Annotated in this window: 11 protein-coding genes, 1 pseudogene and 1 riboswitch; of the genes and pseudogenes, 4 read left to right on the top strand and 8 right to left on the bottom strand. The window is 65.8% G+C overall.

Annotated elements, in window-relative coordinates:
- The 6 genes and pseudogenes from M8J71_RS00135 to M8J71_RS00110 form a co-directional block, all read right to left on the bottom strand.
- A partial coding sequence (locus M8J71_RS00135; RefSeq protein ID WP_441338908.1) for an L-serine ammonia-lyase occupies positions 1–1,087 on the bottom strand: 1,087 nt, incomplete at its 3' end.
- A gap of 49 nt (positions 1,088–1,136) precedes the next feature.
- Positions 1,137–1,553: pseudogene (locus tag M8J71_RS23780) on the bottom strand (serine dehydratase beta chain); the annotation flags it as partial.
- Positions 1,554–1,615: 62 nt separating this feature from the next.
- Complete coding sequence (locus M8J71_RS00125) at positions 1,616–1,753, bottom strand: hypothetical protein (RefSeq protein WP_374114785.1); 138 nt, start codon at positions 1,751–1,753, stop codon at positions 1,616–1,618.
- Between the two features lie 568 nt (positions 1,754–2,321).
- Positions 2,322–3,482 carry a glycine cleavage system aminomethyltransferase GcvT gene (gcvT, locus tag M8J71_RS00120; RefSeq protein ID WP_256246007.1) on the bottom strand — a complete coding sequence of 387 codons (1,161 nt, stop codon included), beginning with the start codon at positions 3,480–3,482 and terminating at the stop codon, positions 2,322–2,324.
- A 10-nt stretch (positions 3,483–3,492) separates the two neighbouring features.
- Entirely contained in the window at positions 3,493–6,381 is a 2,889-nt protein-coding gene (gene gcvP, locus M8J71_RS00115) for an aminomethyl-transferring glycine dehydrogenase (RefSeq protein ID WP_256246006.1), read from the bottom strand.
- A gap of 180 nt (positions 6,382–6,561) precedes the next feature.
- Positions 6,562–6,660, bottom strand: a riboswitch (glycine riboswitch).
- A gap of 90 nt (positions 6,661–6,750) precedes the next feature.
- Positions 6,751–7,290 (bottom strand): TetR/AcrR family transcriptional regulator, encoded by a 540-nt coding sequence (locus M8J71_RS00110; protein ID WP_256246005.1) that lies wholly within the window; start codon positions 7,288–7,290, stop codon positions 6,751–6,753.
- 66 nt (positions 7,291–7,356) lie between these two features.
- On the opposite strand from M8J71_RS00110, the gene M8J71_RS00105 reads away from it, so the two are divergent.
- Entirely contained in the window at positions 7,357–8,925 is a 1,569-nt protein-coding gene (locus M8J71_RS00105) for an MFS transporter (protein WP_256246004.1), read from the top strand.
- A 109-nt stretch (positions 8,926–9,034) separates the two neighbouring features.
- Here the strand turns inward: M8J71_RS00105 and M8J71_RS00100 are convergent, their stop codons facing one another.
- The gene (locus M8J71_RS00100; RefSeq protein WP_256246003.1) at positions 9,035–9,511 is read right to left on the bottom strand and encodes a Dps family protein; all 477 of its coding nucleotides are present in this window, start codon (positions 9,509–9,511) and stop codon (positions 9,035–9,037) included.
- 215 nt (positions 9,512–9,726) lie between these two features.
- Between M8J71_RS00100 and M8J71_RS00095 the strand changes: the two genes are divergently transcribed.
- From M8J71_RS00095 to M8J71_RS00085, 3 genes are read left to right on the top strand one after another with little or no spacing between them, the layout of a single operon-like run.
- Entirely contained in the window at positions 9,727–10,755 is a 1,029-nt protein-coding gene (locus M8J71_RS00095; protein WP_256246002.1) for a nitrilase-related carbon-nitrogen hydrolase, read from the top strand.
- A gap of 53 nt (positions 10,756–10,808) precedes the next feature.
- A complete protein-coding gene (locus M8J71_RS00090; RefSeq protein ID WP_256246322.1) occupies positions 10,809–11,834 on the top strand; it encodes an agmatine deiminase family protein in 1,026 nt (341 codons plus the stop codon).
- Positions 11,831–13,405: an APC family permease gene (locus tag M8J71_RS00085; RefSeq protein WP_256246001.1), complete on the top strand. Its 1,575-nt coding sequence runs from the start codon at positions 11,831–11,833 to the stop codon at positions 13,403–13,405. The genes M8J71_RS00090 and M8J71_RS00085 overlap by 4 nt, the downstream gene beginning before the upstream one ends.
- A 71-nt stretch (positions 13,406–13,476) precedes the next feature.
- On the opposite strand, the gene M8J71_RS00080 is transcribed toward M8J71_RS00085, so the two are convergent.
- Positions 13,477–14,025 (bottom strand): AMIN-like domain-containing (lipo)protein, encoded by a 549-nt coding sequence (locus M8J71_RS00080; protein WP_256246000.1) that lies wholly within the window; start codon positions 14,023–14,025, stop codon positions 13,477–13,479.
- Positions 14,026–14,258: the final 233 nt, after the last annotated feature.

Here is a 14,258-nt window from a genome sequence, read left to right as displayed (position 1 = left end):
AGCATTCGACGACGTTGACGGCGAGGCCGCCCATGGCCGTTTCCTTGTATTTGGAGCTCATGTCCTTGCCGGTCTCGCGCATGGTCACGATGACCTCGTCGAGGGAGACCCGGTGCGAGCCGTCGCCCCAGAGCGCCATCTTCGCGGCGTTGATCGCCTTCGCTGCGGCGATCGCGTTGCGTTCGATGCAGGGCACCTGTACCAGCCCGCCGATCGGGTCACAGGTCAGGCCCAGGTTGTGCTCCATCGCGATCTCCGCGGCGTTTTCCACCTGGGCAGGGGTTCCGCCCATCACCTCGGCCAGCCCGGCCGCGGCCATCGACGACGCCGAGCCCACCTCGCCCTGGCAGCCCACCTCAGCGCCCGAGATCGACGCCTGCTCCTTGTACAGCACCCCGACGGCACCGGCGGCGAGCAGGAACTTCACCACCACGTCGTCGCGGTCCTCCTGCGTCGCGTTCTCCATCCCCGGCGCGAAGTGCAGCGCGTAGTACAGCACCGCAGGGATGATCCCGGCAGCACCGTTGGTCGGCGCGGTGACGACCCTGCCGCCGGAGGCGTTCTCCTCGTTCACCGCAAGGGCGATCAAGTTAACCCACTCCTGCCAATACTTCGGGTCGTGGAAGTCCCCGTCCTGGCCTTCACCGTCAGGCCGGGAACTTTCCTTCTTGAGCCGCTCGTACCAGTCAGGGGCACGGCGCCGGACCTTCAACCCGCCCGGCAGCACGCCTTCACGCTTCAGCGACGTGGCCACACAGCCCTCCATCACGGAGTAAATGTGCAGCAGGCCCTTACGGATTTCCTCCGGAGTGCGGCTCTCTTCCTCATTGACCCGCATCACCTCGCTGATGCCCAGCCCGGTCACCCGGCAGTGCTCCAGCAATTCCGCGGCCGTCCGGAACGGCAACGGCAGTTCCTTCTTGGACTCGTCCAGCTCCTGCTGCGCCGCGTCCTCCTCACCCTCCCGGACAATAAACCCGCCGCCTACCGAGAAGAACGTGGCGGTGTGCAGGAGCGGCCGTCCGGAACGGCAACGGCAGTTCCTTCTTGGACTCGTCCAGCTCCTGCTGCGCCGCGTCCTCCTCACCCTCCCGGACAATAAACCCGCCGCCTACCGAGAAGAACGTGGCGGTGTGCAGGACGTTGCCCTCGGCGTCGGAGACCGTGAAGGTCATCCCGTTGGTGTGCCGGGGCAGGATGGTCAGCGGCCGCAACACCATGTCCTTCACCCCATACGGCAGGGGAACGGCACCCGCCAGCTGCAGCATCCCGGAGTCGGCGATCGCGGCCAGGCGTTCCTCCACCTCGTCCGGCAGGATCAACTCCGGATGAAACCCCTCCAACCCCAGCAGGATCGCGGTCATGGTGCCGTGGCCGTGACCCGTCGCCGCGAGCGACCCATACAGGTCAACCCGCAACGACGCCACACGGTCCAGGGCGCCGGAGGATTTCAGCTCCTCCGCGAACACAGCGGCAGCCCGCATCGGCCCCACGGTATGCGAACTCGAAGGCCCGATTCCGATGGAAAAAAGATCAAAGACACCAACAGCCATGGCCGTTTCCTCACTAAAACTCATTGGTCCGGCAGGTAGACCCGCCGGAAGCAGCGGCAGTCCTACAGGACCCCGCCGTTTTTGGATGCGTATTCCCGGGCGGACAGAAGGGCAGGATCATCCACAACTCCAGTATTGATCTCCACCACCTCACCCGTCACGAGCGAGCACACATCCGGGACAGACTTCGTCGATTCCATCTGTCTTTCCTTGCTCTTGAAATTCGTGGTGCTAGTTAAGCGTCGCCGGGTTGGGTCGAGGGGCCCCACCATCCTCTGCATGCGCCCCACAGGCGCCCTAGCCTCGCAAGCTCGGCGAGGGAACCCTGCCGGCGTGGGCCCAGTTCCTCGCCCCTGACGTACGCTTCCGGATACCGCGGCCCCTCCCGCGCCAGCTTCAGTTTTGAAGGCCAACAGTTTCACCGCAAAAACACACCCGTCACCGAAGTGCCGGGTACAGGTATCGATCGCCACCACCTCGACCCGTCGCCCCCACTCCTGGGCTTTCGACGGGCTTATACGCCGACCTTGCGTGGCTGCCCTCAAGGGGCCGGCGGAGCCGGACTTTTCGAAAGCGTGCTCCCCACCGTCTCCCTAACCTCGCAAGCTCGGCCAGGGAACCCTGACGGCTTGGGCCCAAGCACGCAGGTGTGCTGACCGCGAGGGCGCGGCGGAGCCGGGCTTTTCGAAAGCGTGCGTCAGAGGCGAGGAACGAGCCAGCACGCGTGAAAAGTCCGGTCCGCCGCGCCCCGACTGCACCGGGCGAGAACTACTTGGCGCGCTTGTAGAACGGGAGATCAACTACTTCGAACGGCTCTGCCTTCCCGCGCAGATCAACCTCCAGGGCAGTGCCGACCTCGGTAAATTCGACGTCGACGTAGGCCATGGCGATCGGGTAGCCAAGGGTGGGGCTGGGCTGGCCGGAGGTGACTTCGCCAACGATGTTGCCGTCCTTGAGGACCGGGTAGTGGGCGCGGCCAGCGCGGCGCCCCAGGCCCTTGAGGCCAACGAGCCTGCGGCCGGATGTGCTGCCGGCGCCGGCTTCCTTTTTGGCTGCCAGCGCGGCCCTGCCCACGAAGTCGCCTTCCTTGGAGAGCGCGACGACGGGTCCCAGCCCTGCGGCAAAGGGGTCGCCCTGCAGGGACAATTCGTTGCCGTACAGGGGCATGCCTGCTTCAAGGCGGAGCGAATCGCGGGAGGCGAGGCCGGCCGGATTCAGCTCCCCGTCGTCCGCGATGGCGATGAGTGCCTGCCAAAGGCCAGCGGCGTCGTCGTTGGACACAAAGATTTCAAACCCGTCCTCGCCGGTATAGCCCGTGCGGGCGAGCAGGAGGTCCAGACCGGCGCCGCCCACCAGGATCGGTACCACCACGGCGGCGTAGTACTTCAACTCCGTCACCAGTTCGTGTTGCGCGGCCGGGACGAGGCGCAGCAGCAGCTCCTGCGCCTTGGGGCCTTGGACGGCGATCAGCGAGGTGGTGGCGGAAGCGTCTTCGACGTTGGCGTCGAATCCGGCGGCCCGCTCGGCAAGGGCGGCAGCAACCACTGCGGCGTTCCCTGCGTTGGGGACCACCAGGAAAGCGTCGCTGCCGCCTTCTGGGGCGCCCTCACCTGCAGGGCGGCGGTAGGTGATGAGGTCGTCAATGATGCCGCCGTCCTCATCACAGATCAGCGAGTACTTTGCCTTGCCCACGGGCATGGCGGAAATCTTTCCCACCAGGGCGTAGTCCAGGAAGGCTGCGGCGTCCGGGCCGGTAACCCAGACTTCGCCCATGTGGGAAAGGTCGAACAGGCCTGCGCTCTGGCGCACCGCGTGGTGCTCGGCAAGCTCGGAGCTGTACTTCAGGGGCATCTGCCAGCCGCCGAAGTCGGTGAAGGACGCGCCCAGTTTCTTGTGCTCGTCGTAGAGGGCGGTGTATTTCTCAGTCACGGCGCGGCCCTTAGTTCTCGAACTCGGAAAGCGGCGGGCAGGAGCAGATCAGGTTCCGGTCGCCGGCCGCGCCGTCGATGCGGCCCACCGGCGGGAAGTACTTGTCCTGCTTCAGTGCCTTCACCGGGAACACGGCCTGCTCGCGCGGGTAGGCGCGGTCCCAGTCACTGCTGATGGCAGCCGCTGCGGTGTGCGGAGCGTTCCGCAGCGGGCTGTCAGTAACGGTGAAGTCACCCTGCGCCACCTGGTCGATTTCGGCCCGGATGGAGATCATGGCCTCAATGAAGCGGTCGATCTCGCCAAGGTCCTCGGATTCCGTGGGTTCCACCATCAGGGTGCCCGCAACGGGGAACGCCAGGGTGGGGGCGTGGAAGCCGTAGTCGATGAGGCGCTTGGCCACATCCTCGGCGGTGACTCCGGTCTTGGCCGTGAGCTCGCGCAGGTCCAGGATGCACTCGTGCGCTACCAGCCCGCCTTCTCCGGTGTACAGGACCGGGAAGAAGTCGTTCAGGCGGGCCGCGATGTAGTTCGCAGCGAGCAAGGCGGACTTGGTGGCCTCGGTGAGGCCCTGCCCGCCCATGAGCTTCACGTACGCCCAGGAGATGGGGAGCACGCCGGCGGAACCGTACTTTGAGGCGGAGATGGGGACATCGTTGCCTTCGGTCCAGGTGGCCGCATTGCCGGGCATAAAGGGCGCCAGGTGCGCCTTGGCAGCAACAGGGCCGACGCCGGGCCCTCCGCCGCCGTGCGGGATGCAGAACGTCTTGTGCAGGTTCAGGTGCGAGACGTCGCCGCCGAACTGGCCCGGCTGGGCCAACCCGACGAGGGCGTTGAGGTTGGCGCCGTCGATGTAGACCTGGCCGCCGGCGGCGTGGATGGCGTCGCAGACTTCGCGCACGTCGGCGTCATACACGCCGTGCGTTGACGGGTAGGTGATCATGATGCAGGACAGCGCGTCCTTGTTGGCCTCGATCTTGGCGTACAGGTCGGCGTGGTCGATGGTGCCGTCAGCGGCGGTAGCCACCACTACAACCTTCATGCCCGCGAGGACGGCGGAAGCGGCGTTGGTGCCGTGCGCCGACGCCGGGATCAGGCAGACATTGCGCTGCTGGTCCCCGCGCGAGTGGTGGTATCCGCGAATCGCCAGCAGGCCGGCGAGCTCGCCCTGGGAACCGGCGTTGGGCTGGATGGACACCTGGTCGTACCCGGTGATCTCGGTGAGCTGCGCTTCCAGGTCCCCGATCAGTTCGCGCCAGCCTTCGGTCTGGGAGTCCGGAGCAAAGGGGTGGATCGAGGCGAACTCGGGCCAGGAGATGGCTTCCATCTCGGCCGTGGCGTTCAGCTTCATGGTGCAGGAACCCAACGGGATCATGGTGCGGTCCAGCGCCAGGTCCCGGTCGCTGAGCTTGCGGATGTAGCGCAGCAGTTGGGTCTCTGAACGGTAGGTGTTGAACACCGGGTGCTGCAGGAAGTCGGAGGAGCGCTCGACGGCGGCATCCAGGCCGAACCCGTCCCCCACCTCAGCCAGCCCGGCACCAAAGGCGGCCAGGACGCCGTCGACAATGTCCGGTGTTGTCGTTTCATCGGTGGAGACGCCCACGGTATCCGCGTCGATGCTGCGCAGGTTGATTCCCCTGGCCTCTGCTGCGGCGATGATGCCCGCCGCCTTGCCGGGCACGGAGACCGTGACGGTGTCGAAGAAGCTGGTGTGCAGTACCTCAAGGCCGGCGGCCTTGAGCGAAGCGGCAAGGACCCTCGCGTGGCCGTGGGCGGAGTGCGCAATGGCCTTCAGCCCCTCGGGTCCGTGGTAGACGGCGTACATCGATGCGACGATCGCCAGCAGGGCCTGCGCCGTGCAGATGTTCGACGTGGCCTTTTCGCGGCGGATGTGCTGCTCGCGCGTCTGCAGGGCCAGCCGGTAGGCAGGAGTTCCCGCGGAGTCCTTCGAGACGCCCACCAGCCGGCCGGGCATTGAACGTTCAAGGCCCTTTTGGACTGCCATGTAGGCGGCGTGCGGGCCGCCGTAGAACAGCGGGACACCGAAGCGCTGTGCCGAGCCGACGGCGATGTCCGCGCCCTGCTCACCGGGAGGCGTAATGAGGGTCAACGCGAGCAGATCGGCCGCAACGGTTACCAGGGCGCCGCGCTCCTTGGCATCGGCGATCACGGCGCTGTGGTCAAACACCCGGCCGGAAGCCCCGGGTTGCTGCAGGACCACGCCGTTGATGGCGCCGTCGGGCAATCCCGTGGAGAGGTCCGCCACCTCAACCTCGAAGCCGAGTGCCTCGGCGCGGCCCTTCACGATGGCGATGGTCTGCGGCAGGCAGTCGGCGTCCAGCACCGTCTTGCCGTCGCGCACCTCTTTGTTTTTATTCGCGCGGCGCATCATCAGCACGGCCTCGGCCACGGCCGTGGCTTCATCCAGCAGGGAGGCGTTGGCGATGGGCAGGCCCACCAGGTCCTGGACCATGGTCTGGAAGTTCAGCAGCGCTTCCAGGCGGCCCTGGGAAATCTCCGGCTGGTACGGCGTGTACGCGGTGTACCAGGCCGGGCCCTCGAGGATATTGCGGCGGATCACCGGCGGCGTGACGGTGTCGTAGTAGCCCTGGCCAATCATCTGCACGGCGGTCTTGTTCTTGGCCGCCAGGCTGCGCAGTTCGGCGAGCGCCTCCACCTCGCTCAGTGCGCCCGCCAGCTCCAGCGCGGAGTCCTGGCGGATGTCCTTGGGGACGGCGGTATCCACCAGCGCGTCCACGGTGTCGTACCCCACGGCCTTGAGCATGGTGTCGACGTCGGCCTGCCGGCGTGCGCCGATGTGCCGGTCAACGAAGGTGGCAGCAGCCGGGGCGGCAACAGCCGGAGAGGCGGGGGCCGGAGATACAGTCACGGGGAACTCCATAGCTAAGGCGGCATCAGGGTACGCCGCATCGAATCGGGTTCCTCCCCGCTCTGTATTGGACCTGAGAGTTTCCGCGTTGCCGGCATCCGCTGGCCCCGCTTGCACCGTCGGTGAGCACAACAGTCCAGGTATCCGGCGAACCGGATGCCAGGCGGACAGCCTGCTACTTTCCAGAGTTGCCTCGCCGCGGCGGTACATGGGCCTGTGAGATTCCTGGGGAGGTATTGCTCCTACGGCGCCTGCTTGTACCTTCTGGCAGAACTCTCCCGCCGCAGATCAAAGGCTATTCATTTGGGTTTTCCTGGTGGCCGGTGACGGCCCACACATGCACTAATTCTCCTACGCCGCAGGCTCAGGAGCAAATACCGGCTAGCCTCTGAGCCTCTCGACGGCGGCCAGGAGTTCGTCGACCTGAGCCTGCCTGTCGCCGGCGTTTCCGGACGGCCCGCTTTCCCACATGGCGTTGAAGTACAACCCATCCCCCATGTACAGGACGGCCTTTGCCATCGCAGAGCCCACGTCCTTGCCGATCAGGTCCAGCCATTGCTGCTGGATGACTGCGAAGCGGCGGCGGGCATCCTCGTGGGCCACCTCGGCGAGTCGCGTCACGGCGACAAAAGAACGGTCCATCGGGGTATCGGACCAGAGGGATGACCGGATGAAGTAGGCCGCGGCCCCCTCCGGTGCAGCCGCCATGGCGGCGAGGTCTTCTCCTGCCAAGCGGTCCAACCGCTCCAAAGTGGCAGTGATCAGCGCTTCCTTGTTGGGGAAGTGGTACAGCAGGCCACCCTTGGAGACGCCGGCCCGTTTTGCCACCGCATCCAGCGTGGCGGCCCTCTCCCCCACGTCGATCAGGAGTTCTTCAAAGGCATCGAGGACTGCATCTCGCGCTACGGGTTTTCGGGGCATGCTTCCCATCATGCATCGCGGATAGAGGATTTCTTAACTATACCGTCTGGACGGTATAGTTACCTCATGACACCGTCCTCCGCCTCCCAGCAAGCCCTCACCCGCACTGCCCTGGACACCCCGGACCCCGCAAGGGGCACGTGGCGCGACTGGCTTGCGCTCGCACTGCTGATGTTCCCGGTCCTGCTCGTGGCCGTGGACAACACCGCCCTGACCTTCGCGCTGCCTGCGATCGCGGGAGCGCTGGGCACCTCGGGAGTGGAGCTGCTGTGGATTGTGGATGCCTATCCGTTGGTGCTGGCTGGATTGCTCGTGGCTATGGGGAGCCTGGGCGACCGGATTGGACGCCGGCGGCTCCTGATCATTGGCAGCATTGGCTTTGCAGCCGTATCGGCAGTAACAGCCTTCGCTCCCAGCGCCGGCTGGCTGATCGCCGGACGCGCGGCCCTGGGTTTCTTCGGCGCCATGCTGATGCCCTCCACACTGTCCCTGATCCGCAACATATTTGTGGATCCCAACCGCCGGCGGCTGGCGATTGCCATTTGGGCTGCAGGCTTTTCCGGCGGCGCCGCCCTGGGCCCGATTTTTGGCGGGTGGCTCGTTGAGCAGTTCTGGTGGGGAGCAGTACTCCTGGTGGCCGTGCCCATCATGCTGCCCCTGCTGGCCTTCGGACCCGCATTCATTCCGGAGTCCAAGGACCCAACACCTGGCCGGGTGGATGCGCCGAGCATCCTGCTCTCGCTGCTCACCATGGTTCCGGTGGTCTACGGCATCAAGGAATTCGCCACCGAGGGTGCCGGACCGCTGGCACTGGGCAGCCTGGCCTTCGGCCTCGCAATGGGTGCCACTTTTGTCCGGCGGCAACAGCGGCTGAAGAGCCCGCTGCTGGACATGTCCCTGTTCCGCAACCGGGTGTTCAGCATGGCCATCACGGCAAACGTCCTGGCCCTGTTCTCCTTCAACGGCTTCATCCTCTTCCTGGCCCAGCACCTGCAGCTCCTTGAGGGCATGTCCCCTTCCGCTGCGGGAATGGCAATGATTCCGGCGCTGGTGGCAACCGTTGTGGCGGGCCTTGCGGTGGTGCCGGTCGTGCGGAAGGTCCGGCCGGGTTTCGTCGTGGGCACCGGCCTGGCCATGAGCGCCGCAGGCTACAGCATGGTGACGTTCGGCAGCCATGCCGACGGGCCGGCACTGCTGCTCGCTGCCCTGCTGGTCCTGGCCCTGGGCGTCGGAACGGCCGAAACCATCTCCAATGACCTCATCCTCGGCAGCGTCCCGGCGGAAAAATCGGGGGCAGCCTCGGCGATCTCGGAGACAGGCTATGAGGTGGGCGCCCTGCTGGGAACTGCCGTCCTGGGCTCCATCCTGACCGCCTCCTACCAGCAGAACCTGCGGCTTCCCGCCGGGGCGGTCGAGGCCGCCGGCCAGGGCACTGCCCATGCCAGCGAAACCCTGGCCGGAGCCATGGAACTCGCAGCCGGGTTGCCGGCGCCCTTGGCGGAAGCCGTCCGCCAAGCCGCCGGCTCCGCGTTCGACTCCGGCGTGCACGTCACCGCGGCGATCGGGCTGGTGCTGATGGCGACGGCGGCAGTCCTGGCCGCCGTCGTGCTCCGGAGGGTGCCCAAGGCGCAGTAGGGGCGCAGGCTGCATAAGAGGCCCGCTCAGGCAGGCATAAAAACAGCGCCCGGCCCCGGACTTTCTGTCCGGGCCGGGCGCTGAAAGGCCGTACGTGGCGCCCTGCCGGCTAAGCGTCAGGCGCCGTGACGCTCGCCGTCGGCTTCATGGTTTCGGCGTTCACCATCCAGGCGAACTGCTCGAACTTGGCGATGAACTCGTGGAGCAGGTCAGCCGACGTGGGGTCTTCCTCGTCTACTTCATCATGGACCTTCCGCATGGTGCCGACGGCAGCTTCCAGGGCTGCGACGATCCGATCGATGGCATCCTTGGTGCTGATCAGGCCCTCAGGAAACGGAGCGAGACTGGTGGATTCGGCCACGGTGGAGCTGCGTCCGTCCGGGAGGGCATGCAGCGCGCGCATCCGCTCGGCGGTATCGTCGGCAAACTGGCGGGCGGCGTCGATGATTTCGTCCAGCTGCAGGTGCAGGTCGCGGAAGTTGGTTCCCACGATGTTCCAGTGGGCCTGCTTGCCCTGGAGGTGCAACTCGATCAGGTCCGTCAGCACAGCCTGCAGGTTGTTGGTCAGTGTCGGTGAAGCTTTCATGCGTCCTCCTCGATTGGTCCAGTAATCCCGACGCTACCAGCCCGGCAGCGGGCAGAGGACGGTACCTCCGGGAAATTTCTCAGTGAGCTTACTAATTCCTTTTTCCCGACATAAACGAACGCGATTCATATTTCCCCTTGCATCCGGAGCGATGGAACCGCATACTAAATGAACGTCATTCATTTAGTGACCGTCGTCTCACTGGAGTAGCAAACATGATTGAAATTTCCTGCCTCGACGCCCCCGCTTCCTTGGCCCGGACATCGCCGTCCAGCCGGAAGGCCCTGCGCGTTGGCGTGGTCCAGCACCGATGGCAAGCTGACAGCGCCGCTGTGGAGGCCGAACTCGACGAGGGCATCAGCCGGGCCGCTGCATTGGGAGCCTCGGTGGTTTTCCTGCCGGAGCTGACGCTCTCGCGCTATCCGGCGGACACGCGGCCGCACAACGAGCCAGGAGAGGGGGCAACCCGTTCCCGGCCCTCGGACATCGCCGAAGACCTGCTGACGGGGCCCACCTTCCGCTTCGCCGCAGACGCTGCCCGTCGTCACGGAGTATCGGTCCACGCGTCCCTGTACCAACGGGCCGAAGACCCGGACGGGCAGGACGACGGGCTGGGCCTGAACACGGCCATCCTGGTCTCGCCGGAGGGCGAACTCCTGGCGCGGACCCACAAGCTCCACATCCCCGTCACTGCCGGCTACTACGAGGACAAGTTCTTCCGCCAGGGCCCGGCAGCGGCTGACGCCTACGAAGTGCATGCCCCTGCCGAACTCGGCGGCGCCCGGCTGGGCATGCCCACCTGCTGGGACGAATGGTTTCCCGAAGTGGCCCGGCTGTACTCACTGGGCGGTGCCGAAATCCTGGTCTACCCCACGGCAATCGGTTCCGAACCGGACCACCCCGATTTTGACACCCAGCCGCTCTGGCAGCAGGTGATTGTAGGAAACGGCATCGCCAACGGGCTGTTTATGATCGCACCCAACCGCTGGGGCAGCGAAGGCACCCTGAACTTCTACGGTTCGTCCTTCATCTCCGACCCCTACGGCCGCATCCTCGCCCAGGCACCCCGCGACGCGTCCGCCGTCCTGGTAGCAGACCTGGACCTGGACCAGAGGAAGGACTGGCTGACCCTGTTCCCCTTCCTGGCAACGCGCCGTCCGGACACCTACGGCCGCCTCACCGAGCCCGTCCGCCCGAATGAATCCATCGGCGGCGAGCGCGGGTTCGCGGAGGTGTGCTCGTGACCGCCCCCGTCGCCCAGCAGGACGCGGCTGCCCTGGTGCAGGCCGAGTGGCGGATGCCCGCCGAAACAGCCCCGCAGGAGCGGCTCTGGATGGCGTTTCCCGCCGGCGGCTACACCCTTGGCGAGTCCGCTGAAGCTGCCCACGCAGCCAGGTCCACCTGGGCTGCAGTGGCGAACGCCGCCGTCGAATTCCAGCCCGTCACCATGGTGGTGGATCCCGACGACGTCGAGACGGCCGCCGCCTACCTCCACCCTGAGGTTGAGGTACTTGCAGCCCCGCTGAATGATGCGTGGATGCGCGACGTCGGCCCCACCTTTGTCCTGGACGGCGAGGGGAACCTTGGCGCCGTGGACTGGGTATTCAACGGCTGGGGCGGACAGGACTGGGCGCAGTGGGACAAGGATGCCCTGGTCGCCGGCGAGGTGGCCGGCCGCTCAAGGGCACACCACATCGTGTCGGCGCTGGTGAACGAGGGCGGCGGCATCCAGGTGGACGGCCAGGGAACGGTCCTCGTTACGGAAACAGTGCAGCTGGATCCGGGGCGCAATCCCGGCCTCAGCCGGGCCGACGTCGAGGCGGAACTGGCCCGCACCATCGGCGCCACCCATGTGGTGTGGCTTCCCCGCGGCCTGACCCGGGATTCCGAGCGCTTCGGCACCCGCGGCCACGTGGACATCGTGGCGGCCATCCCCTCGCCCGGCACGCTGCTGGTCCACTCCCAGGGGAATCCCGAACATCCGGACTTCGAGGTCTGCCGGGAAGTCATCGACTTCCTGCGCGGCACCACGGACGCCGCCGGCCGGCGGTGGAACATCATCGAAGTCCCCGCCCCCGAAACGCTCCGGGACGAGGAAGGCTTCGTGGACTACAGCTACATCAACCACGTGGTGGTCAACGGCGGTGTGATTGCCTGCAGCTTCAACGACCCCCAGGACGACAAGGCCCTGCAGATCCTTGCCGAGGCCTACCCCGGACGGCGTATCGTCGCCATTGACGCACGCGAGCTGTTTGCCCGCGGCGGGGGTATCCACTGCATCACCCAACACCAGCCTGCTGCCTCCCAGAAAGTGGTGTCATGACAGAAACCATCCGCACCGGCGCCCCCGCCGCAGGCGGGGCAGGACGCGGGGCAGGACAGCATGCTCCGGGTAGTGCCCACGGGATTACCCCGAAGGGCCTGAAGGGCGGGCAGCTGGGACTTCTCGCCGTCGTCGTTCTTGGCATCTCCACCATCGCACCGGCCTATACGCTGACCAGCGCACTGGGCCCCACCGTCAACGAGGCCGGGCTCCAGCTGCCGGTCATCTTCCTCATTGGGTTCATCCCCATGATCCTGGTCTCGCTCGCCTACCGGGAGCTCAACGCCGACTCCCCGGACAGCGGCACCACCTTCACGTGGGTGACCAAAGCCTTTGGCCCCTGGGTCGGTTGGATGGGCGGCTGGGGGCTCCTCGCAGCAAATATCATCGTGCTGTCCAACCTGGCCGGCGTCGCCGTCGACTTCTTCTACCTGTTCCTCTCGCAGCTCACAGGCCAACCGGGGCTGGCCGACCTGGCGGCCAATAAAGCCTTGAACGTGCTGACCTGCTTTGTGTTCGTGGCCCTGGCGGTCTGGGTCAGCTACCGCGGGATGCACACCACCAAGCTGGTGCAGTACGGCCTGGTGGGGTTCCAGCTGCTGGTCCTTGGCCTGTTCGTGGCCATGGCGTTCGCCAACTGGTCCAGCTCCGAAACGGCCATCCCCTTCAGCTGGGAGTGGTTCGATGTCACCAAAATTGAAACCTTCGGCCAGATCGCCGCCGGCATCTCGCTCTCCATCTTCGTGTACTGGGGCTGGGACGTCTGCCTCACCGTGAACGAGGAAACGGCGAACGGCAAGAAGACCTCCGGACTGGCCGGCACCCTCACCGCCGTCATCGTCCTGGCCATCTACCTGCTGGTCAGCATCGCCACCATGATGTTCGCCGGCGTCGGAGACACCGGCAACGGCCTGAACAACACGGAAATCCACGAGAACATCTTCACAGCCCTCGCCTCCCCCATCATGGGCCCGTTCGCCATCCTGATGTCCCTTGCCGTGCTCTCAAGTTCCGCTGCCTCCCTGCAGTCCACGTTTATGTCGCCCTCGCGCAGCCTGCTGGCCATGGGCCACTACGGTGCCCTGCCGAAGCCGTTCAGCCGGATCAGCACGAAGTTTGCGACGCCGGGCTTCGCCACCGTCGCGGCGGGCGTTATGTCGGCGGGATTCTATGCCGTGATGCACGTGGTCAGCGAAAACGTCCTCAATGACACCATCCTGGCCCTGGGCCTGATGATCTGCTTCTACTACGGCCTGACCGCCCTGGCTTGCGCCTGGTACTTCCGGCACAGCGTCTTCACCAGCGCCCGCAACTTCGTCCTGCGGCTCCTGTGCCCGGTGCTGGGCGGGGTGGGCCTGTTCGTAGTGTTCGTACAGACGGCCGTGGACAGCTGGGCGCCTGAGTTCGGCAGCGGCTCTGAGGTCTTCGGCGTGGGGCTGGTCTTTGTCCTTGGGGTAGGCATCCTGGCCCTGGGTGCGGTGTTCATGCTCATCATGGCCCGGCTGCACCCGGGCTTCTTCCGCGGCGAAACCCTCAAGCGGGATACTCCGGCCCTGGTTGTCCCGGAGTAGCCCCTAACAGCAGCGCACACAAAAGGTGCCGCACCCCCGATCGTTGGGGATGCGGCACCTTTTGGGTTGTGTCACCAGAAGTGCGCCACGTCCACAATCAGCCGTGAGCCGGATCCCGGGCCATCGAGCGTGAACACACGATAGGGCAGCCGGGCGCGGACGCCCAGACCGATGGTTGTGTAACCTTCAAAGCTGCCCGCCCAGGCCAGCTGACGGAAGGTCTGGTAGCCGTTGACGTTGGACAGTTCGGCCTGGTTGGCCGGGCTGTACGTGGCGTTGCCGTTGTCGTCGTAGGACGGGGCGGTCACGGTGACCTGGAGGAACGCCTGCCCCCGGACAGGTACCGGATTTCCGGAACCGTCCTGTGTCACTTTGTTGACGTAGCGGGCGTTGTAGCCGGCAACATCACCTTTAAGGTCAATCACCATCCGGTCGAAGCAGTAGTGCTGCCCGGTCCGGATGTTGGTGACGGCGGCGGCGCTCATGGTTTCAACGGCTTTCGCCTTCGAACCCCATTGGAGGCCGCAATACGATGTGGTTGCCGAGGCGGGCCCCGGAACCAGAATTCCCAGCCCGACAGCCATTAAGAGCGCCGTGAGCCAGATGAGGAACTTTTTCATTGTGGTGCCATCCATGTTTGGTGGAGCGGTTGGATAGCTCAAGCGTAGGAGCGCAGCACCGCCGAAACGAGGGTTGTGGCCGCTTCGGCGCGCAACCGTGAGGAAGCCGGGAAGCGCATCACGCCGCAGTAAATCCGGGGCCTTTTTGCCGCCGTCCTTAACCGTTCCGGTGCCGTTTCTGGACCCGCCCGTTATGCCGGATAACGGTGCCGGAAAGACGAAACAGCGCCGGA

The organism is Pseudarthrobacter sp. R1 (assembly GCF_024494415.1).
In the GTDB taxonomy this organism is placed as follows: Bacteria; Actinomycetota; Actinomycetes; order Actinomycetales; family Micrococcaceae; genus Arthrobacter.
The sequence above is the reverse complement of the archived record's forward strand: the minus strand, read 5'-3'. Positions and strand labels throughout refer to the sequence as shown.